Origin of the sequence: Fibrobacter sp. UBA4309 (genome assembly GCF_002395745.1) — a bacterium.
GTDB lineage: Bacteria > Fibrobacterota > Fibrobacteria > Fibrobacterales > Fibrobacteraceae > Fibrobacter.
On the sequence record NZ_DGUN01000049.1, the window covers coordinates 186,007 to 204,805 of the forward strand.

General features: G+C 52.8%; 22 protein-coding genes. 11 read left to right on the top strand and 11 right to left on the bottom strand.

Going from position 1 to position 18,799, the window contains the following annotated elements:
- The first annotated feature begins 16 nt into the window (after positions 1-16).
- From B3M32_RS06900 to B3M32_RS06915, 4 genes are read left to right on the top strand one after another with little or no spacing between them, the layout of a single operon-like run.
- Positions 17-1,075 (top strand): metal ABC transporter substrate-binding protein, encoded by a 1,059-nt coding sequence (locus B3M32_RS06900; protein ID WP_290744539.1) that lies wholly within the window; start codon positions 17-19, stop codon positions 1,073-1,075.
- A gap of 5 nt (positions 1,076-1,080) precedes the next feature.
- Positions 1,081-1,737 (top strand): metal ABC transporter ATP-binding protein, encoded by a 657-nt coding sequence (locus tag B3M32_RS06905; protein ID WP_290744541.1) that lies wholly within the window; start codon positions 1,081-1,083, stop codon positions 1,735-1,737.
- A 2-nt stretch (positions 1,738-1,739) separates the two neighbouring features.
- The gene (locus B3M32_RS06910) at positions 1,740-2,591 is read left to right on the top strand and encodes a metal ABC transporter permease (protein ID WP_290744543.1); all 852 of its coding nucleotides are present in this window, start codon (positions 1,740-1,742) and stop codon (positions 2,589-2,591) included.
- Positions 2,592-2,614: 23 nt separating this feature from the next.
- Positions 2,615-2,806 (top strand): hypothetical protein, encoded by a 192-nt coding sequence (locus B3M32_RS06915; protein ID WP_290744545.1) that lies wholly within the window; start codon positions 2,615-2,617, stop codon positions 2,804-2,806.
- A 136-nt stretch (positions 2,807-2,942) separates the two neighbouring features.
- Here the strand turns inward: B3M32_RS06915 and B3M32_RS06920 are convergent, their stop codons facing one another.
- The 9 genes from B3M32_RS06920 to B3M32_RS06960 all read right to left on the bottom strand — a co-directional run bounded on the left by B3M32_RS06920 (position 2,943) and on the right by B3M32_RS06960 (position 11,337).
- The gene (locus B3M32_RS06920; protein ID WP_290744547.1) at positions 2,943-4,427 is read right to left on the bottom strand and encodes a DUF1846 domain-containing protein; all 1,485 of its coding nucleotides are present in this window, start codon (positions 4,425-4,427) and stop codon (positions 2,943-2,945) included.
- 134 nt (positions 4,428-4,561) lie between these two features.
- Positions 4,562-6,040 carry a ketol-acid reductoisomerase gene (gene ilvC, locus B3M32_RS06925; protein WP_173382941.1) on the bottom strand — a complete coding sequence of 493 codons (1,479 nt, stop codon included), beginning with the start codon at positions 6,038-6,040 and terminating at the stop codon, positions 4,562-4,564.
- Positions 6,041-6,479: 439 nt separating this feature from the next.
- Positions 6,480-7,325: a fibrobacter succinogenes major paralogous domain-containing protein gene (locus B3M32_RS06930; RefSeq protein WP_290744549.1), complete on the bottom strand. Its 846-nt coding sequence runs from the start codon at positions 7,323-7,325 to the stop codon at positions 6,480-6,482.
- A 131-nt stretch (positions 7,326-7,456) separates the two neighbouring features.
- A complete protein-coding gene (locus tag B3M32_RS06935) occupies positions 7,457-7,879 on the bottom strand; it encodes a DUF2442 domain-containing protein (RefSeq protein WP_290744551.1) in 423 nt (140 codons plus the stop codon).
- Between the two features lie 65 nt (positions 7,880-7,944).
- A complete protein-coding gene (locus B3M32_RS06940; RefSeq protein ID WP_290744553.1) occupies positions 7,945-8,298 on the bottom strand; it encodes a helix-turn-helix transcriptional regulator in 354 nt (117 codons plus the stop codon).
- A 267-nt stretch (positions 8,299-8,565) separates the two neighbouring features.
- Entirely contained in the window at positions 8,566-8,799 is a 234-nt protein-coding gene (locus B3M32_RS06945) for a hypothetical protein (RefSeq protein ID WP_290744555.1), read from the bottom strand.
- Positions 8,800-9,008: 209 nt separating this feature from the next.
- The gene (locus tag B3M32_RS06950; RefSeq protein WP_290744557.1) at positions 9,009-9,611 is read right to left on the bottom strand and encodes an alpha/beta hydrolase; all 603 of its coding nucleotides are present in this window, start codon (positions 9,609-9,611) and stop codon (positions 9,009-9,011) included.
- 37 nt (positions 9,612-9,648) lie between these two features.
- A complete protein-coding gene (locus B3M32_RS06955) occupies positions 9,649-10,557 on the bottom strand; it encodes a Fic family protein (RefSeq protein ID WP_290744559.1) in 909 nt (302 codons plus the stop codon).
- Between the two features lie 69 nt (positions 10,558-10,626).
- On the bottom strand, positions 10,627-11,337 hold the full coding sequence (locus B3M32_RS06960) for an SDR family oxidoreductase (RefSeq protein ID WP_290744561.1): 711 nt from the start codon (positions 11,335-11,337) through the stop codon (positions 10,627-10,629).
- An 81-nt stretch (positions 11,338-11,418) separates the two neighbouring features.
- Here B3M32_RS06960 and B3M32_RS06965 point away from each other — a divergent pair, with 81 nt between their 5' ends.
- The 5 genes from B3M32_RS06965 to B3M32_RS06985 all read left to right on the top strand — a co-directional run bounded on the left by B3M32_RS06965 (position 11,419) and on the right by B3M32_RS06985 (position 14,834).
- Positions 11,419-11,973 carry a GNAT family N-acetyltransferase gene (locus B3M32_RS06965; protein ID WP_290744563.1) on the top strand — a complete coding sequence of 185 codons (555 nt, stop codon included), beginning with the start codon at positions 11,419-11,421 and terminating at the stop codon, positions 11,971-11,973.
- 130 nt (positions 11,974-12,103) lie between these two features.
- Complete coding sequence (locus B3M32_RS06970; protein ID WP_290744565.1) at positions 12,104-12,379, top strand: type II toxin-antitoxin system Phd/YefM family antitoxin; 276 nt, start codon at positions 12,104-12,106, stop codon at positions 12,377-12,379.
- On the top strand, positions 12,369-12,698 hold the full coding sequence (locus B3M32_RS06975; RefSeq protein ID WP_290744568.1) for a type II toxin-antitoxin system RelE/ParE family toxin: 330 nt from the start codon (positions 12,369-12,371) through the stop codon (positions 12,696-12,698). The genes B3M32_RS06970 and B3M32_RS06975 overlap by 11 nt, the downstream gene beginning before the upstream one ends.
- A 35-nt stretch (positions 12,699-12,733) precedes the next feature.
- Positions 12,734-13,660, top strand: coding sequence for a DUF4421 family protein (locus B3M32_RS06980; RefSeq protein WP_290744570.1), 927 nt, complete (start codon positions 12,734-12,736; stop codon positions 13,658-13,660).
- 67 nt (positions 13,661-13,727) lie between these two features.
- On the top strand, positions 13,728-14,834 hold the full coding sequence (locus B3M32_RS06985; RefSeq protein ID WP_290744572.1) for an iron-containing alcohol dehydrogenase family protein: 1,107 nt from the start codon (positions 13,728-13,730) through the stop codon (positions 14,832-14,834).
- An 87-nt stretch (positions 14,835-14,921) separates the two neighbouring features.
- Here B3M32_RS06985 and B3M32_RS06990 read toward each other — a convergent pair whose 3' ends face one another.
- Entirely contained in the window at positions 14,922-15,527 is a 606-nt protein-coding gene (locus B3M32_RS06990; RefSeq protein ID WP_290744574.1) for a DUF4230 domain-containing protein, read from the bottom strand.
- Positions 15,528-15,617: 90 nt separating this feature from the next.
- On the opposite strand from B3M32_RS06990, the gene B3M32_RS06995 reads away from it, so the two are divergent.
- Together B3M32_RS06995 and B3M32_RS07000 are read left to right on the top strand one after the other, a co-directional pair.
- Positions 15,618-16,277: a hypothetical protein gene (locus tag B3M32_RS06995; RefSeq protein WP_290744576.1), complete on the top strand. Its 660-nt coding sequence runs from the start codon at positions 15,618-15,620 to the stop codon at positions 16,275-16,277.
- A gap of 17 nt (positions 16,278-16,294) precedes the next feature.
- Complete coding sequence (locus B3M32_RS07000) at positions 16,295-17,356, top strand: hypothetical protein (RefSeq protein WP_290744578.1); 1,062 nt, start codon at positions 16,295-16,297, stop codon at positions 17,354-17,356.
- Between the two features lie 27 nt (positions 17,357-17,383).
- Here the strand turns inward: B3M32_RS07000 and B3M32_RS07005 are convergent, their stop codons facing one another.
- Positions 17,384-18,796: an MATE family efflux transporter gene (locus B3M32_RS07005; protein ID WP_290744580.1), complete on the bottom strand. Its 1,413-nt coding sequence runs from the start codon at positions 18,794-18,796 to the stop codon at positions 17,384-17,386.
- Positions 18,797-18,799: the final 3 nt, after the last annotated feature.

An 18,799-nucleotide genomic window follows, 5' to 3' on the forward strand; every position in this document is an offset into this window, starting at 1 on the left:
TTGACAAGGATCTTTCATGAAAAAGTTTTCATTCTATGCGACATTGATTTTTTTGATGACCTTTATGCTGACCGCATGTGAAACGGAATCCGGCAAAAAAGATTCCTCCACAGGAAAGGTGTCTATCGTAACGACCATCTATCCGCAATACGACTGGATCAAGAACATCTTGGGCGAATACAGCGACAAGGTGGACCTGAAGTTGCTTATCAAGAACGGAACGGACTTGCACAGCTACAAGACTTCGGCGCAGGATATCGCGGCTATCGCGAAAGCCGACATGGTCGTATATGTGGGCGGAGAATCCGACGACTGGATTAAAAAGGCGCTGGAAGCCACCCCTAAGGCAGGCCGCATCCAGGTCAACCTGATGGATGTCCTCGGCGACCGCGTCAAGGAAGAAGAAATCGTGGAAGGCATGCAGGTAGAGGAAGAGACGAAAGACGAAAGACGAAAGACGAAAGAAAACGCAGAAGAGCACCATGAGCATGCCGAGGAACACGAGCATGAGCATCACGAGCACGCCGAAGCGCCCGAAAACGATGAACACATCTGGCTCTCGCTGAAAAATGCGCAAATCCTGGTAAAGAGCCTCGCTGAATCCGTCGCGAAGATCGATACCGCGAATGCGCCCGTGTACAGGGCAAACGCAATTCTCTACGCCTCCAAGCTTCACGACCTTGACTGGGCTTACGATTCCACGGTTTCGTACGCCTCGCAAAAGACAGTCCTATTCGGTGACCGATTCCCGTTTCGTTATCTGGTGGACGATTATGGTATTAAGTATTATGCCGCGTTTGTTGGCTGTTCCGCCGAAAGCGAGGCGAGTTTCGAGACGGTCGCGTTCCTCGCGGGAATGATGGACTCCCTTTCGCTGCCGGTAATCTTCACGATTGACGGAAGCCATACTAAAGTCGCACGGGCTATCCTCAATGCGAGCAAGAACTCGAAGAATGCGCCGGTGCTGGAACTCAATTCCATGCAGTCGGTGACCGACGAGCAGATACAATCCGGGATAGATTACCTTTCCATAATGAAATCAAATCTTATAACACTGAAAAAAGGGTTGAAGTAAGCGGTATGAACGAACTGATTCCCCTGATAACATGTCGCCAGCTGACTCTCGGGTACGGGAACAAGGACATCGTCCGTGACCTGGATTACGACGTCAACGTGGGTGACTACCTCTGCATCATCGGACGCAACGGCTCCGGAAAAACGACGTTCCTCCGCGGACTCTCCGGACTTCTCTCGCCGAAATCGGGCGATATCGAGCTCTGCGAAGGACTGAAGCGCAGTGAAATCGGTTACCTTCCGCAGATGACGTTGGTCCAGAGGGATTTCCCCGCATCGGTGGAAGAAATCGTTCTTTCTGCATTCCAGGGCAAGCACCGCCTGCTCCCGTTTTACGGGCGGGCCCGGCGGGAGCGCGCCATGGAATGCATGGCGCTCACCCGCACCGAAAGCTTGCGCAAGTCGTGCTTCCGCGAGCTTTCGGGAGGTCAAAAGCAGCGCGTGCTTTTGGCCCGGGCCCTCTGCGCCGCCGAACGCTTACTGCTCCTCGATGAACCGGTGACGGGCCTCGACCCCGAATCTTCGGAAACGATGTACCGCGCCTTCAAGGACTTGCACAAGAAAGGGATGACCATCGTCATGGTGACCCACGACGTGGACGCCGCGCTGGACAATGCCACCCGCGTGATGAACTTCGACCAGATTTCTGTGAAGGGGAAATAACCATGCCCGAACTCATCGAAAAACTCTCGTTCTACCTGGAATTCCCCTTCGTACGCTATGCGATTATCGTCGGCGTACTCGTTTCTCTCTGTTCTTCGCTTTTGGGCGTGACGCTCGTACTCAAGCGCTATTCCTACATCGGCGACGGCCTTTCGCACGTGGCCTTCGGCGCCCTCGCCATCGCATCGGTATTGAAGCTCACGAACAACATGTTCCTCATCTTGCCCGTGACCATCGCCGTAGCGATACTCCTGCTCTGCACCGGGAAAGACTCCCGCATCAAGGGAGATGCCGCGGTCGCCATGGTATCGGTCGGCGCGCTCGCCATCGGCTACCTGCTGATGAACATCTTCTCAACCTCGGCGAACATCTCTGGCGACGTGTGTACCACGCTTTTCGGCTCCACGTCCATCCTCACGCTGAAACAGGAAGAAGTCTACCTGTGCGTGGTCCTTTCGGGAATCGTCCTCTTTTCCTTCATCCTCTTTTACAACAAAATCTTTTCCATCACCTTCGACGAAAACTTTGCGCGGGCCACAGGCGTCAACACCACCGCCTTCAACCTGCTGATTGCGGTCATCGTGGCAACGATTATCGTACTCGCCATGAACCTGGTGGGCGCCCTCCTGGTATCGGCACTGGTCGTATTCCCGGCACTTTCGGCCATGCGCGTATTCAAGAGTTTCTTCTCCGTGACCGTGGCAGCCGCAACCATATCGGTCCTATGCTCGCTTATCGGCATCGTCATCGCGATTCTCGCCGGCACCCCCGTGGGTTCAACCATCGTGGCTGCGGATATCGTAATTTTCGGTCTATTCTACCTGATAGGTGTTGCACGAAACGGCGGCAACTAATTTGTCCAAACATTTCAAGAAAATTGCAATCGCATTCATTGCCGTACTCCTGCTCGCAGGGGCTAGCTTTCGAACTTGCCAAGGAACGCAAGTTCCCTGATGAATTCCCGAAGGAAGGGGCTTCTATCACCATCAGCGACGAGTTCGACCTTATCAAAGAAGAAGACGAAGGCTCCTACCCCATCATCCGCAATGCAAAAATGTCAAACGAGTAATTATTTACTAAAAAACTGGATAAGCGTTATCCAGAACGTTGGATAATCAAGCAAGACAAGGCGCGAGCCTCCGTAGCGTACTAAAGCGTACGTAAGGAGGCGAGCAACGCAGTATTACGCCGATTAGCGAACGTTCTTACCCGTGGTAGAGATTGCCGGATTGGTAATTCGGTTCCATCGTGAGGTTCACGCCTAGGCGGCGGAACACACCCACATCCACTTGCGAGAGGATGACGCTGGAATGCACTTCGCAGTGACGGAGTTCCGGCAACTTTTCTAGTGCGATTTTCGCGTTGTAGTCCGTGAGGGCACAGACGGAGAGCGCCACAAGGGCCTCGTCCATGTGCAAGCGCGGATTCTTGTGGCCCAATTGCTTGGTCTTCAAGTTCTGAATCGGTTCTATCACCATCGGCGAAAGCAGGCGCACTTCGTCGGGAATCTTCGCGAGGTGCTTGAGCGCGTCGAGCAGCATGGCGGAAGAAGCGCCGAGCAGCGAAGAAGTCTTCGCCGAGATGATGGCTCCGTCGTTCAGCTGGATGGCGACCGCCGGGCCTCCGGTCAGTTCGGCCTTTTCCACGGCAGCGGCAATCACGGGGCGGTCGGCAGTGCTAATCTGCGCCTGCTCCATGATGAGTTCCTGCTTGTAAATCTGGTCCTTTTCTGCATTGCCCTTGCGCACGTCGCAAAGTGTGTTGTAGTAGCGGCGTATGATTTCCTGGCGTGCGGCCTCGCAAACGGCGTCGTCATCGACAATGCAATTGCCGGCCATGTTCACGCCCATATCCGTGGGGCTCTTGTACGGGGACTCACCAAGAATACGCGTAAACAGCGCGTTCAGCACCGGGAAAATTTCCACGTCGCGGTTATAGTTGATGGTAGTTTGTCCGTAAGCTTCCAGATGGAACGGGTCGATCATGTTCACGTCGTTCAAGTCGGCGGTGGCAGCCTCGTAAGCAAGGTTCACCGGATGCTTGAGTGGAATGTTCCAGATGGGGAACGTCTCGAACTTGGCGTAGCCGGCCTTCACGCCGCGCTTGTTCTCGTGGTAAATCTGCGAAAGGCACACGGCCATCTTTCCACTGCCCGGGCCCGGAGCGGTCACCACCACGAGTTCGCGGGTAGTTTCGACAAATTCGTTCTTGCCGTAACCGTCGTCGCTTACAACCAAAGGAATGTTGCTCGGGTAACCCGCAATCGGGTAATGGCGGTAAACCTTGAGGCCAAGTCCTTCCAGCTTCTTCTGGTAGGCAATCGCGCTCGGCTGTTCCTGCCAACGGGTCAGCACCACGGAGCTCACGTACAGGCCGTAACCGCGGAAGGCGTCAATCAGGCGGAGCACGTCCTGGTCATAGGTAATGCCGAGGTCGCCGCGGACCTTGTTTTTCTCGATATCGCCCGCGTTGATGGCGATAATGACTTCGGCCTTGTCCTTGATTTTCTCGAGCATGCGGATCTTGCTGTCGGGCGCGAAGCCGGGCAACACGCGGGATGCGTGATGGTCATCGAACAGTTTTCCGCCAAATTCCAGGTAAAGCTTTCCGCCGAACTTCGCAATGCGCTCGGCAATTTTTTCGGACTGCGTCCTCAGGTACGCGTCGTTATCAAAACCTACTTTGAACATCTTTCTTTTCGCCTTCAGACAATCTTAAAATCAACCACACAAAAATAAAAAAATTTAGGCGCGCGCAGAACAAAAAAGCCCGCCGGGCGCGTACCCGACAGGCTCTTGAAAATCGTCAATATGACAGGGTGCGATTACACAACCTTGGTCATACCGCTCATGCGTTCACGCAGCCAAGCACCGACTTCTTCCACCGGATGCTGACGGATGCTCTTGTTCACCTTGATGAGCTCTTCGTTATCCACAGCGGTGGTCTTGCCTTCGCCGTAGATAGCGCCGATGTCGTCCTTCTTCACTTCGTTCTTCATGAAGTCGGCGAGCAGAGGCACGCACTTGTTGGCGAACAGGTAGCAACCGTATTCGGCGGTGTCGCTGATCACGCGGTTCATTTCATACAACTTCTTACGAGCGATGAGGTTGGCAATGAGCGGAGTTTCGTGGAGAGATTCGTAGTAGGCGCTCATCGGCTTGATGCCCACGGAGCACATGGTTTCGAATGCGAGTTCCACACCGGCCTTGATCATGGCGGTCATGAGAACGCCGCGGTCGAAGTATTCCTGTTCGGTGATGACCTTGTCGGTAGCTTCGACCTTTTCGAATTCGAGCTCGCCCGTTTCGCCACGCCACTTGAGCAAATCCTTGTCGCCGGCTTCCCAGTCCACCATCATGGTGCTGGAGAACTTGCCAGAGATGATGTTGTCCTGGTGTTCGCAGTAGAGCGGCTTCATGATCTTCTTCATCTTCTCGGCGAGTTCCGTTGCGCGGATCTTGGCCGGGTTGGAGAGACGGTCCATCATGTTGGTGATGCCGCCGTGCTTCAGGGCTTCGGAAATGGTTTCCCAGCCGTACTGGAGCAGCTTGACCGCGTAAGCCGGTTCAACGCCGAAATCCTTCACCATCTTGTCGTAGCAGAGGATCGTGCCGGTCTGGAGCATACCGCAAAGGATGGTCTGTTCGCCCATGAGGTCGGACTTCACTTCGGCGACGAAAGAGCTTTCGAGAACGCCCGGACGGTCGGCATGGAGGCCAGCGGCGTAAGCCTTGGCGTAGTCCCAACCCTTACCTTCGGGGTCGTTTTCCGGGTGCACAGCGATAAGGCAAGGCATACCGAAACCGCGAACGTATTCGCTACGGACTTCGGAACCCGGGCCCTTCGGGGCGACCATGATCACGGTGATGTCCTTACGGATTTCCTGGCCTTCTTCAACGATGTTGAAGCCGTGGCTGTAAGAGAGGGCTGCGCCCTTCTTCATGAGCTTCATGATGGCCGGGATCACGTTATGGTGCTGCTTGTCCGGTGTGAGGTTGCAAACGAGGTCTGCATCCGGAATCATTTCTTCGTAGGTACCGACCTTGAAGCCGTTTTCAGTAGCGTTCTTCCAGGACTGGCGCTTCTGTTCGATGGCTTCCTTGCGGAGCGTGTAAGAGACGTCGAGGCCGCTATCGCGCAGGTCAAGACCCTGATGGAGACCCTGGGCACCGCAACCGACGAACACGATCTTCTTGCCCTTGAGGGCTTCAACACCACGGCTGAATTCAGAATGTTCCATGAAACGGCAGTGGCCAATTTCTTCGAGTTGGCGACGCATAGGGATAGAATTGAAATAATTCATTTTTTGAACCTCTGTTAATTAGAATGTTTCCGGGGGGAAAGATAGTAAATTAGACGAAAGACCGCTTCGCTGGTAGACGAAAGACGAAAGATTATAAGTTTTTTCCATGCAAAACGGCTTTTTTCTCTTTCGTCTACAGTCTATAGGGCCATAGGCCCGTTCTTTCGTCTATAAAAGGGGGAAGCCTCCCCCTGATTGCAGCCGCGGTTTCGTCATCCTGAGCGAAGCCCATCGGGCGTAGTCGAAGGATCTAGCCGCGTCTTCCATACACCCCTACGCCTAGGGGCTCCGCCCCTAAAACCCCGAATTACGTCATTGCGAACCCCAAGCAGGGGTGAAGCAATCCATTCGCCCTGCTAGGGGACTCCTACGGAGTCCCTCGCCGCTCGGCTCGACAATGCAGAAATGCAAGCATTTCTGCGCTGCACTCGCCTCACTGCTAGTCCTTGAGACAACGAACAGAAAACCCGTAGTCCTTATTGCCGTAGTTCAGGTACGCGTAGTCGAAGTTGACGTACAAGAGCACGTTGTACGCGTAGTTGCTATCGTACTCCGTAGAACTCCAGAAGTACGCGTTGAGGCCCTCGTAGTTGCAACCCCCATTGCTGCCCCTGTCGCCGGCAGGCAACGCCGAGAACCCGAAAGCATCCGTGCCGTTGCCGTCATTAAACCAGCCACCGGTGGATTTAAGGGCCGTACCGGCACTATCCTGGCCGCCCACCGCCGTGAACAGGGTCTCGAATTCCGTTTTGCTGGGCAGGTGCCAGCCCTCGGGACAAATACCACGGACAGGATATGTCGGCGAGCAAGTCTTTTTGTAACCGCAGCCCTTGCCGTTTGTGGTCAATGTGCCGACGCTGTCCATGGCTGCCGCCCAGGTGTACAGGCGACCGTACTTGGTGCAGTTGGCGGAGTTGTTGTTGTAGCAGTAGCTATTCCCCGTCTCGTAATTCAGGTTCTCTGCCATCCACCACTGACTACCTATTTTAACAGTTTTATATGTTTGACCATCACGTTCGTCAGTCAACGAATCATACTCACAGTTATCTTCTGTTTCCGTCTTACAAGGAACAGCCAACACTACAGAACTTGACGAAGACTCCTCCTTGTCTGCCGAGGAGGACGAACTCTTGTTCTTTTCTGCACTGCTAGATTCCGGGTCGGAGCCCGGAATGACGGAGGAAGAACGGGAATTGTCGGCGTCGGACGGGGACCACGAATCGTCATCATCGCACCCGACAACAGCAAACGCCACCAAACTCATCGCAACAAGAACCTTCTTCATAAAAGCCCCCAAATAAAGTTTATTCAATGGATAATTTAATTTATTTTCACCCAGAAACAGCAAAACAAGCCCAAAGCATCAACACAAAAGCCGCCCGCACATCACGGACGGCCAAATTGTTGGCCAAAAAACTATGCCACAGTTTTCAGCAACTCCCTGCCAATACGGCGGAGTTCCTCATCAATGAGTTTCTTTCTTGCCGAAGATGGCTTTTTCGTACCATTTACGTATGCAGCAAAGAGGGGTTGCGGGATTCCCAATCGGCGGGCAAACGCCGATGCGTTCAGTTCGGGGAACAGCCAGAATATGCGGCCAATGGGATTTGTCTTTTTCGGCGAAAAGAATCCCGAAAGTTCCAACCCCTCGTCCAGATCGTCAAACCACACGCCATCGCAATCAACGCGGCAGTTCTCCAACTGTTTTCGCGTAGCCTTCCGCAGCGGTTCGTAATCTCGGATGAGTTCACGCCCGATTCGGCCATCTTTCAGTTCGACACAAACGGCATCCTTTTCGACCCAAAGCCTTTTTACATCTTTTTCCGTAATTTCGCTCATCCGTTCGTTCCATGCCGTTTCTTTCTCTCCGCGCGAGCAGTTAAATTATTAGAGGCAAAGCCGCTCTACTTCCCGAAATCAAAAAATGCAGCGGGATCCGTTCCGAAGATTTTGCCGAGTTTTACGGCCATCTTGCGGGAAACCGTCCTGCGCCCATTTTCCATAGCGCACAGATTTTGCACCTGAATTCCAAGTTTCTCGGCCAAAGTCACCTGCGACCAGTTGCGCAAATCCCTATTCGCGACAATCATCTCTGCAGGCGTCGTCTCCAAAGACTTGAACCATTCCGACTCCTCAAAAGGAACGGCAACATCTTCATCGCTGACGATCACATTCTCCGGTTTATAGGTGTCCTTCAAGAACCTGACAAGCGGAGCGGGGATATGCTTCGCCCTGATTTCAATACGGGGCCTTTTCACGACTGCCAGCATAATACACCTCGATATCTATAGAGCCATCTCTACAAGTCCAGCACGCCACCCAGTTAAGAGCCAGGTGACAATGGTACCTGTCGCCTCCGAGCTTGGAGTAATGCCAAAACAATGGTTGAATCGGCCCGGAGACCTTGAGTGACTGGACGAGAGCCTTAAGCTTATTTTGCACAGCCTTCGGCATCGTCGCAGCACTTCTTTGCGCTCTTTTGGTTATAGTTACATTGTACATAGTTGAATATAATCAATTTTTGATTATTTGTCAAGTTTTATCTCTTTTTTTTCGCCATACTCCTTCAAGCAAGCTTTAAATATGAGCGTTACCAATTCAGAAACCGTAATTTCCCGCTTTTTCGCTTCAGCCTCAAGTTTTTCGACAACCCACACAGGCATTTCCCAAACACAATCAACAAAGCCATCACCAGTTGGTGTTTCGGATATAACCCTAAACGGGAAATCCTCTTTGCATTTTTCGATGTTGTTATTCATACAGCCTCCGTTTTGTGGTCGCATTTGCGGCCAGTTTATTGTTAGAGGCGCTCCCTTCAATCCAAAATTCAGGATAAAAAAAGAACGCATCTCGCCTTTCCTTAGACGAGATGCGTTCGGGGATGCAGTAATTGTACCTATATTTTACAACCGTGGCAAGGGGAGCACGAAAAATTTACAATCCGAAAAGGACAGTTCAAGAAACTTCTTCATAAAGCCTCCGCTCTAATCCACTTGTCCAGAAAAGCCATCTGCTCGGCGGTGTGGAACCAGTGTTCGCCGCCGTCCATCACGGTCAGGGGCGCGCCGATTTTCCGGGCGAAATCACGCATCGTGTCTAGCGAGGTCAGGTTGTCGTTCGAGCCGTACAGAATTTTTGTCGGGACGCGCCACTCGATCGGATTTTCACGCACGTAGCACAGGTATTCCCACGAGAGTGTTTCGCCAAAATTCGTCGGCACGGTTTTCTTTTCGCGGAGTTCCTCTTCGGGAACTCCCGCCCACGTCATCATGTCGCAAACCAGCTTTTCCATGTTGACTATCGGCGAAATAAAGTACGCCTGTTTGACGGGTTTATCGGCCAGCGCATTCATCGAAAAGAACGCCCCGATGCTATTTGCCACAAGGGTCACTTCGTCATAGCCCGCCGCGACAGAATCAAAATATACCGGGAATTCCTTCTTGGCATCCCACGGCGTTTCCGCCTTGTAATCGAATCCGAGTACATCGGCATCAGGGAACAGGTTCTTGTAATGCCGCGCCTCGTCAGCGTTCCCGCCCTTGCCGTGCACGTAAATAACAAGCTTCTTCATTTTTTCATCAAGTTCAAAAATATTGCGCCTTCGTTTTTCAGTACTTTATCTTGAAGTAATCCAGCAGGGCCTTATAGTTGTCCTGCGCCGTAAGGCAAGTGTCCTGCATGAATTCGTTCACGCGGCCCCACTTCTGGATTCCGCGGTAATAGAACAGCCGCAGTTCCTCGCTAATGATGAACGGGACAATCCTGTTTTGCAGGCATTGCCAGAGCATAAGCAGTCGACCAACGCGGCCATTACCATCCTGAAACGGGTGAATCCGTTCGAACTTCACATGAAAATCGATCACGTCGTCCAAAGAAATCGTGCCTCTCGAATTGAAGTCCGAAATCAATTTTGCCATGTGCTTGTGCACGGCCTTGGGCTCCACGGTCTTTTCCTCGCCCACTTCGTTGGGTAATTTCTTGTAATCCCCCACCACAAACCAGTCTTTCTGGCTATCCGAAGTATTCGCTTTCAGAATCCGATGGAGTTGCTTGATGTGCGCCTCAGTCACCTTGTCCGTCGCATGGTCAATGACATAGTCAATACAGCGGAAATGGTTGACAGTTTCCATGATGTCGTCGATGCGCGTGTTCTCGGAAGTCGCCCCCAGCGTATTCGTCTCGAAAATGAACCGCGTCTGTTCCTTGGTCAAGCGACTCCCTTCGATATGGTTCGAATTGTAGGTCAGGTCAATCTGGGTGCGATGATAAATGCCCCCCTTGAGGCGGCCCTGCTTTTCTTGACGCAGGCGCTCCAGCAGAGGCGACAGTTTCGCCTTCCCCTTCTTGGGTAGGACTGTATCGGCAGGAATACTCCAAGTCTTGCCGGTAAGGAAAGCCCCCTCAATCTTGCCCGTAGCACAATAGTTACGGGCCGTACGCTCGCTAACTCCGTACTTCTCCGCAAAGCGGGTGACGGAAATATAAATTGCATCTATCGGCAAATTTTGGTCTTTCATACACCAAAATATACATAAAATTTGCCGATATCGGCAAATTTTATGTTAAAAACGAGTAAAAAACACCATCTAGCCTTCGAATTTCCAGCCGCAATCGTTGTGGTAGACCATCTGGTGGGTCATGCCGCCATCGATGCAGATGTTTTCGCCGGTAATGAATCCGGCTTTTTCGCTTGCGAGGTAAAGCACCATGTTCGCGATGTCCAAGGGGTTACCGACGCGGCCTGCGGGCTGCTGTGTGGCATCGGGGCCTTCGTAGGTTTTGAAATCCGTATCGATCCAGCCCGGCGAAATCGAGTTTACGCGCACGCAGCCTGCAAAACTTACAGCAAGCGCATGCGTGAGGGCTGCAATCCCGCCCTTCGCCGCCGTATAGCTTTCTGTTTGCGGTTGGCTCATGCGGTCGCGACTCGAGGAAATGTTTATAATGCTTGCTCCCTTCACAAAATGCGGAGTAAAAAGTTTCGCGAGGTAGAACGGGGCAGTCACGCCGACAGCCAGCGCATAGCTGAATTCTTCGTAGCTACATTCGTCAACGCCCTTCATCAGCGGTAGCGCATTATTTACCAGCACATCCACGTGCCCGTACTTTTCAATGACGAACTGCGCAAACTTTTCGAGGACATCCTTCTTCGACAAGTCCCCCACAAAGCAGGGATTCTCGCGGATGTCAATGTAGGCGACCTTCGCGCCCTCTTTCTCGAATTCACTCACGACGGTCGCACCGATTCCGTGCGCCCCGCCCGTCACCACGACCACTTTATCTTCAAACGATTTCATGAGAGAAAATATACACTAAAACACACCGAAGCGCGTTCAACAACTTGACACGCAAGCCGCATTATCCTATTCTTTCCGCAAATGCTCCAGTTTTTCGATGTTACAAGAGATGCCCCCTGGTTTCCGCAGGTCAAGGCGCTGTATGAATCGGCGTTCCCGGCGAACGAGCGCATCCCGATAAAGCATTTGCTCGACGATAAAATCAAGCGGGAATTTTGGGCGTTTTTCGACAAGGAGGATGGTGCGAACGACGCGGTTTCTAGGTTCTGCGGGTTTTCAAATTCCATTTCACACGGGAGCATCACGAACATCGTCTATTTCGCCGTCGTGCCCGAACTGCGCAGCCGCGGATACGGCTCGCAAATTTTGCAGGCCATCCGCAGGCAACACCCCGACACGCGCATCGTCGTCGATATCGAAGTCGAAGAAGATTCCAAGGACGCCGAAGAACTCGAACGCAGGAACCGCCGCCGCGAATTTTACACCCGCAACGGCTTTGACTCCTCCCCCGTCGATTACGTCTGGCAAGGCGAACACTACCGGCTACTCAGCGCAGGCGGCACTGTCAACGAAAAAGAATTCCGCGACTTCTGGAAAGAAATCCTGAAGAACGTCCCCGGAGCGAAATACCCGTAAAAACTTATAGGGGCTCTTTTTGAGCTGAGAAAAAAAATCCAAAACTAACGCCCGCCCCTGTTGCCTATCTAGCAACAAAAGACTATATTTAATACCAAATTCAGTCCGATTTAAACAAGAAAGGCTCATCATGAACCCGATAAAGAACATCAAGCCGATTTCATACATCAAGGCGAATGCCGCACAGGTTTTGGATCACGTATGCGAGTCACACTCGCCTTACGTGGTCACGCAGAACGGGGAGGCTCGCGGAGTCATCTTGGACGTTGAAACATTCCAGACCATGCAAGACGGGCTCAAGCTCTTCAAGTTGTTCGCGCAGAGCGAAACCGAAATCGCCAAAGGCGAAGTCGTTCCGCAAAAAGACCTTTTTGATTCCCTGGAGCGTGAACTGAATGCCAAGTAAAAAATTTCAGGTTATCTGGTCGAAATCGGCCGCATTCGACTTAAAATCCATCGTCACGTTCATCGCAAAAGACAGCCCCCAAAATGCCCGAGACGTCTTGGCAAGAATCAAACGCGAATGTAAAATGCTTGAGTCGTTCCCGAACCTGGGTAAAGTCCCTGCCGAACTCGAAGCCCTGCAAATAGGGGGCTACCGGGAATTATCCATTTCACCCTGGCGGGTATTCTACAAGAAGCTCCTCAATCAGGTTTTCGTTGTCGCCGTCGTAGATTCCAGACGCGATCTAGAAGATGCGCTATGGAACAGGCTAATGCGCTAGGGGCTCTTTTTGTTATTATCTTTTCAAGGTCCCTGATGAAGTGCGTCCTGAAAATATTCCTGTTTGCCCTGGTATTCGCGGGGTTTGCCTTTGCCGAAGCGCAAGACGGCGACGAGCCTTCGGTTTCCAAGTTCCGTGAACGGTTCTCGCTGCGTTTCTTGTGCGATTACAATTTCGTGGCTATCTGGAATTCCGCCTACAACAACTCGATGCTCAATTCGAACCGCCCGGTCGATGTGGGCATCGGCGTCGGTTACGACAGTCTGTTTACCACATTCGGGATTTCGTGGGACGTGTCCGCCGATTTCAAGTACAGCCTCCCTTTTACCACTTCAAAAGAAAAATCGAACACCCAGGCTTTCGAGACGGGGCTTGACTTTTTCCCGGGAAACTGGTGGCTTGCGGCAAAGCTCCGCTTTTACAGCGGCTTTACCACGGAAGTCGAACGCGACGGCGAAAAGGAGCAGGAATTCATAGACCTCTGGTTTGCGGACATGTATTTCTCGATGCTCTGGATGGCGACTGCGAAAGGAAATTTCGCCCCCAGGAGTGCCTACTTTTTGGATCGCCGTCAAAAGAAATCTGCCGGGAGTTTGATTATCGGCGGGCGCCTGCAGCGAAACATTGCCGAAGACAACGACGGGGTTCTCGGCTACGAAAACGACAAGCGCGACATCACCTCCATCTGGGGTGACGTCGGGTACACCTACACCTTCGTTTTCAGCAACGGGTATTTCTGGAACCTCTGGGGCGTTGTAGGCATCGCGTACGGCCGCGAACACGCAGACGACGGCAACCTGCTCTTACCCGAATCGGACATAAAGACCGCTTTTGGCTACATCGGCGAAAAATGGGCATGGAACATCGTTCTTAAAAGCGAGTATTCTGCCATCGCGTTTGGCGAACACCTGGAACAAAAATACGTAGCGGCCTTCGAGATCCTTGTGGTGCGCAGGTTCTAGCCGGCAAAAGTTTTCCAACCTCGATTTACTATTTTTTTGCATACTCTCATAACTTCAGGACCATTCTATGCGTTTCTATGTGCCCACGGACATCTACGTTGAAAAGGACTGCGTGAAGAACCACGCGAAAAACTTGCTTGCGATGGGGAAGCGCGCATTCATCATGACGGGCAAAACTTCCGCCAAGAAGAACGGTTCCTTGAACGATGTCACCGCCGTTCTGGATGCAGGCCACGTGCCGTACCAAGTTTTTGACCAGGTCGAAGAAAATCCGTCAACAGATACCGTGGGGAACGCCGCACAGCAGGCCCGCGAATTCGGCGCCGATTACATCATCGGCATCGGGGGCGGTTCCGCCATCGACGCAGCAAAAGCAGTTGCATTGCTCCTTGCAAACCCGAGTGTTGACGCAGACAACTTGCACAAGGCTCCCGAAAAACCGCTAGGCCACATGCCCGTCGTCGCCGTTCCGACTACCTGCGGAACAGGTTCCGAAGCAACACCGGTCGCCATCATCACGAACCACAAGATTCACCTGAGGAAGAGCATCCCGCACAAGATTTTCCCGGCACTCGCGCTTGTCGACGGCAAGTACCTCGCCTCGGCCAAGAAAACGCTAATCGTGAACACCGCGGTCGATGCGCTCGCCCACATGGTCGAAAGCATCCTGAACGTCTATTCCAATGCATTCAACCGCATGTGTCCCGAATACGGCCTCAAACTCTGGGGCGAATTCAAGGACGCGCTTCTTTCCGACGCTCCCGTAAGCGAAAGTCTTTACGAAAAGCTCATGCTCACCTCGACTATCGCGGGCATGTCCATCGCGCACACGAGTACCGCCGTACCGCACGGCATGAGCTACGACCTCACGCTGCATCAGGGCGTGCCGCACGGCCCAGCCGTCGGTTACTTTCTCGCTGCCTACGTGGAAGTCTGCGAAAAGAAAGTTCCCGAAGATGTCAGGTGCATCTTGGAACTCCTAGGCCTCAAAAGCACTGCCGATTTCGCCGCGATGCTCGACAAGCTCATCGGCAAATGCAAGGTTTCTCGCGAAATACGCGGCCAGTTCGCCGCCGCCATGAAGGTGAACCGCTCCAAGCTCGACCTCGTCCCGGGCGGAATCACGCCCGAAGAAGTCGACTTTATTTACGACAAGTCCCTGATTACGGATTAGCGCTCGACACTTTGCAGTTCAAGGCCGTTCCTGTTTCCGGCGTGATGGTGTTGTCCGGCAGACATAGCCATTTTTACAGTTTATCTTTTATTCTAAGTTTACCTGGTAACCGTCCCTGGCGACCGCAGCCAAGGCGAGCCGGATTATTTTCTTGGCATGTTCACGCGCACGGGACTTCAATTCTTCGTTATTTTCTTCTTCGTACTTTTTCTGTTCGGCGACAAAGAACTGCTTGAAGTCCTCGAACTTGATGTCGTTGAACCAGCCCTGTTTTTCCCATAGGACCTGGATACTCTCGAAATCGATACTGTGGCTCAGGATCTTCGGTTCGGGCAGCGAAACGGAAATCGTCTTCGTGACGGGTTCGACAAGGACCTTGACTTCCTTCAGGTCGTAGCCCAGCTTGACATCGCCCTGATATATCAGCATGAATTCCTTGATAGACTTGTTGATGCGCCAATCGGGCATGTATTCCAGGAGTTTCTTGGCATCCTGGTAATTCGCATTCTTGCGGTAGTGGTGATGGAGTGTCGCCAGTTCGGAAATTTCCCTAATCTGGTTTTCTACAAACGCGCTCGTAATTTGCGGCCCATCGGGTTCGGCAGGTTCCAGCTTTTTCATGACATAGACGGTCATAGCCACCGTCACACACAGGAGAACGACGAGAGCCGCGATTCTCAATGTCCATTTCATTGCCAACCTCCTTTGGGTTTCCGCCACCTTGATAGTACAACCTCATAAAATAAAGTATATTATTTCATACACTTTGTACAGAGGTTTTTTATGAGCGAAAGCAACGTAAACGATGTCGAAAAGACCTGGCTGAAAAGAATTCGCGCCTTTATCGGAATCCTAGGAATGATTCTCCCCTGGCTATCCCTACTCGGAGCCGCTCTCGTAGCCAAAACGAGCAGTTTTCCGGACGAATTCTGGCAGAACCTGTCCATCTCGGCGACCTACTACATAACGCCACCGCTGGTCGGCGTCCTCACGACAGCAGCTATTATTCTGATGTGCTACAAGGGTTACGACTGGCGCGACAACCTCGTCACGACCCTTTCCGGCATATTCGGGGCAATGATCGTCCTTTTCCCGTGCAAATGCGCCATATCGGGAGACCTAGTCGGTTTTTTCCAACTACCCGTAAACGTTTCGCATATAATCCATTGCGTCTCCGCGGTGATGTTCTTTGTCCTCCTATCGGTCAACAGCATGTTCCTGTTCACGCTCGGCAAGAGCGACACCAAGAACAAGAAGATCAAGAACATTATTTTTAGGGTTTGTGCGGTAGGTATGCTTTGCGCACTGATTCTAGTCCTTCCGTGTTTTGAACGCATCTCCGCACACACCTTTATTGGCGAAGCTGTCGCACTCACGTTCTTTGCCGTGAGCTGGCTTGTTAAAAGTGAAATATTCGGATTCCTGTCCGATGACGGCAAATAAATTTTAAATTTCGTTACATGACCAAACCACACGTCATCTATCACCCCTACGACATGGCGCAATCCGACTGGGTCCGGTGCATATTGCCCCTGATGCAGTTCATGTGCCCGAACGCATTCCAGGTATCGCCCTCTATCACGCGCATGCCCTGCACAAGCAAGGACGCACTCAAAAAGACGCGTTCCGTCATCATGCAGAAACCAAACGCTCCCGGCAGGGCTGAACTGGCCGTGATGTATTCCAAGATCAAGAAGGAATGCGGATTCAAGCTGGTAACCGACATCGACGACCTGATGTGGGATCTCTCGCCTATCATCGCGAGCTACGCAAAGAACATTCCGAACCACGACCAGATGATGCTCAACAGCCTCAAGCAGATGCTCCCGCTTTTCGATACCGTCGTGTGTTCCACTAGGTACCTGGCCAGCAGAATCAAGTCGGATATCGGCATAAACGCCGTCGTGATGCCGAACGGGGTTTCCAAGTCCCTGTTCGGACCTCACCGGACAAACGTCCCGTTCAGCGGCAAGCCGAAAGTCATGTATGCAGGAAATCTCGGCCACTTCGTCGACGGAAACCTGGGCGACCTGGAAGGTCCCTGGGCCAAGTGGATCCGTAGACATGTCGAAGACGGCAGCATCGAATTTTCCATGTTCGGACAGCCGGACTTCTTGAAAGGGCTCGAAGACAAGTACACGAACATTCCCTACACCAGCGTTTCCGCATTTCCCGCCATCGCGGCAAGCTACCGGCCGGACTTCTACCTGGCCCCGCTCGCCAACAACAACTTCAACAAGGCGAAAAGCGACCTCAAGCTCAAGGAAGCCGCAGCACTCGGGGCCGTGTTCATCGGGAGCAATTTCGCTGGAAGCCCCTACAGCTACGCGCCCAAGGAACAGCTCATGCCGCAATCCGGTACCGACGAGGAACTGGACGCGCTATTCGACAAGCTCTGCGAGCCGGACGGATTCATGCAGGCCATAAGCTGGCAATACCAGGCCATGGAAGAAAAGCACTGGCTGTACGAAGACCCGGAATACCAGAAGAAGTTCATCGCGACATACTGCAGCGAAGCATAGCTCCTGCGACATTGTCCGCAGCGGAAACTACACGTCCATCACGTGGCGGCGCCACTTGCCGCTTTTCCACCGCATCCAGAAAATTATCGGGGCTGTCCCGTACACGGCAACGATGGCAATCCAGGCGTAATGCGCCGGCAGGTGGAACACGTATGCGACTACGTACAATGCACCCGCAACACACCAGTTCATTATAGCGCAGGTGAACATCACCCACACCGTATCGCCCGCGCCGCGCAAAGCCCCCGCATACACCACGAGCAGCACTTCCACGAATATGTAGACAGTCGCAATCCGCAGCATGAATATGCTCATGGGCCGTGCCGCATCGAAAATCGCAACTGCGTCGGCAGCCGCTTCCGCCACATCGGGCTTGAAGATATCCGTCAACACACCCGGTAAAAACACGAAGAAAATTCCCATGATAAGCGAGTAACCCCACCCGAGCTTGAGCCCCGAGTAAGTGGAGCGGCTCGCGGCAGCGCCATCCCTTGCCCCCACATAGCGCCCCACCAGGCTAGTAGACGCAATTTCCAATCCCATCAGGGGCACGTACGCCACCATGTCCCAGTTGAACATAATCGAAGATGCCGTTGCCGCCTCGGGCCCGAGCGCGTGGAACATGAGGATAAGCATCTGGAACGCACTCATATTCAGGAACATCTCGACACCCGACGGTATGCCCTTACGCAAAAGTTCGCGGGTAAGCGAGCCGTTAAACGCAAACGACTTGCGGGAACCGAACCGAGCGTCACAATCGCGCCCGAAAAACTTCACGAACAAGATGACGGTCGAAACGAGATTCCCGATGAGAGTCCCGTACGCGGCACCCGCCACGCCCAGCGCGGGGATTGGCCCCAGGCCGTATATCAGCACAAAATTGCAGGCCACGTTCACGATCATGCCCACGAACGCGGCCTTCATCACAATCTTGGTCTCACCGATGCCGCTAAAGAAGCACGGCGCCGCATTGCGCACCAGGTTTATGACCCCGCCGAACATCAGTATGTTGAAATATGTCTTCTGGTATTCCAGCTGGTCGGCAGGCAGGTGTTCGAGACCGAAAACGAAATGGCCCAAGGGAATCGTCAGGTACAAAATCGGCACGCTCACAAGCGAAACATACAGGGCCTGCATAAAGACGCGGGCGCAATCGGCCTTCTTCTTTGCACCCAGGCGTTGCGCCACCATCGCGGTCGTGTAGCTGATGGCGCCGGTAAAGAACGTCGTGAGAGCAAGCTGTACAGCGCCCGCACCAAGCGCGGCATTCATCTCGGCGGGTCCGAGCTTCGAGAGGAACAGACGGTCGATAAACGTCATGAAGGTATCGAAAGACATCGACAGAAGCATCGGGAGCGCCACCACGAGCACATCCTTCACATCTCCGTTTTTCTTGAATTTTGACGGCCTGTAGAACTTATCGAGTATCGCGTCGACCATATT

Bases quoted from the DNA above. Each gene is read 5' to 3' on its own strand.
- B3M32_RS06900 (WP_290744539.1), top strand. From the start codon at position 17: ATGAAAAAGTTTTCATTCTATGCGACATTGATTTTTTTGATGACCTTT.
- B3M32_RS06905 (WP_290744541.1), top strand. From the start codon at position 1,081: ATGAACGAACTGATTCCCCTGATAACATGTCGCCAGCTGACTCTCGGG.
- B3M32_RS06910 (WP_290744543.1), top strand. From the start codon at position 1,740: ATGCCCGAACTCATCGAAAAACTCTCGTTCTACCTGGAATTCCCCTTC.
- B3M32_RS06920 (WP_290744547.1), bottom strand. From the start codon at position 4,427: ATGTTCAAAGTAGGTTTTGATAACGACGCGTACCTGAGGACGCAGTCC.
- ilvC (WP_173382941.1), bottom strand. From the start codon at position 6,040: ATGAATTATTTCAATTCTATCCCTATGCGTCGCCAACTCGAAGAAATT.
- B3M32_RS06930 (WP_290744549.1), bottom strand. From the start codon at position 7,325: ATGAAGAAGGTTCTTGTTGCGATGAGTTTGGTGGCGTTTGCTGTTGTC.
- B3M32_RS06935 (WP_290744551.1), bottom strand. From the start codon at position 7,879: ATGAGCGAAATTACGGAAAAAGATGTAAAAAGGCTTTGGGTCGAAAAG.
- B3M32_RS06945 (WP_290744555.1), bottom strand. From the start codon at position 8,799: ATGAATAACAACATCGAAAAATGCAAAGAGGATTTCCCGTTTAGGGTT.
- B3M32_RS06950 (WP_290744557.1), bottom strand. From the start codon at position 9,611: ATGAAGAAGCTTGTTATTTACGTGCACGGCAAGGGCGGGAACGCTGAC.
- B3M32_RS06955 (WP_290744559.1), bottom strand. From the start codon at position 10,557: ATGAAAGACCAAAATTTGCCGATAGATGCAATTTATATTTCCGTCACC.
- B3M32_RS06960 (WP_290744561.1), bottom strand. From the start codon at position 11,337: ATGAAATCGTTTGAAGATAAAGTGGTCGTGGTGACGGGCGGGGCGCAC.
- B3M32_RS06965 (WP_290744563.1), top strand. From the start codon at position 11,419: ATGCTCCAGTTTTTCGATGTTACAAGAGATGCCCCCTGGTTTCCGCAG.
- B3M32_RS06970 (WP_290744565.1), top strand. From the start codon at position 12,104: ATGAACCCGATAAAGAACATCAAGCCGATTTCATACATCAAGGCGAAT.
- B3M32_RS06975 (WP_290744568.1), top strand. From the start codon at position 12,369: ATGCCAAGTAAAAAATTTCAGGTTATCTGGTCGAAATCGGCCGCATTC.
- B3M32_RS06980 (WP_290744570.1), top strand. From the start codon at position 12,734: ATGAAGTGCGTCCTGAAAATATTCCTGTTTGCCCTGGTATTCGCGGGG.
- B3M32_RS06985 (WP_290744572.1), top strand. From the start codon at position 13,728: ATGCGTTTCTATGTGCCCACGGACATCTACGTTGAAAAGGACTGCGTG.
- B3M32_RS06990 (WP_290744574.1), bottom strand. From the start codon at position 15,527: ATGAAATGGACATTGAGAATCGCGGCTCTCGTCGTTCTCCTGTGTGTG.
- B3M32_RS06995 (WP_290744576.1), top strand. From the start codon at position 15,618: ATGAGCGAAAGCAACGTAAACGATGTCGAAAAGACCTGGCTGAAAAGA.
- B3M32_RS07000 (WP_290744578.1), top strand. From the start codon at position 16,295: ATGACCAAACCACACGTCATCTATCACCCCTACGACATGGCGCAATCC.
- B3M32_RS07005 (WP_290744580.1), bottom strand. From the start codon at position 18,796: ATGGTCGACGCGATACTCGATAAGTTCTACAGGCCGTCAAAATTCAAG.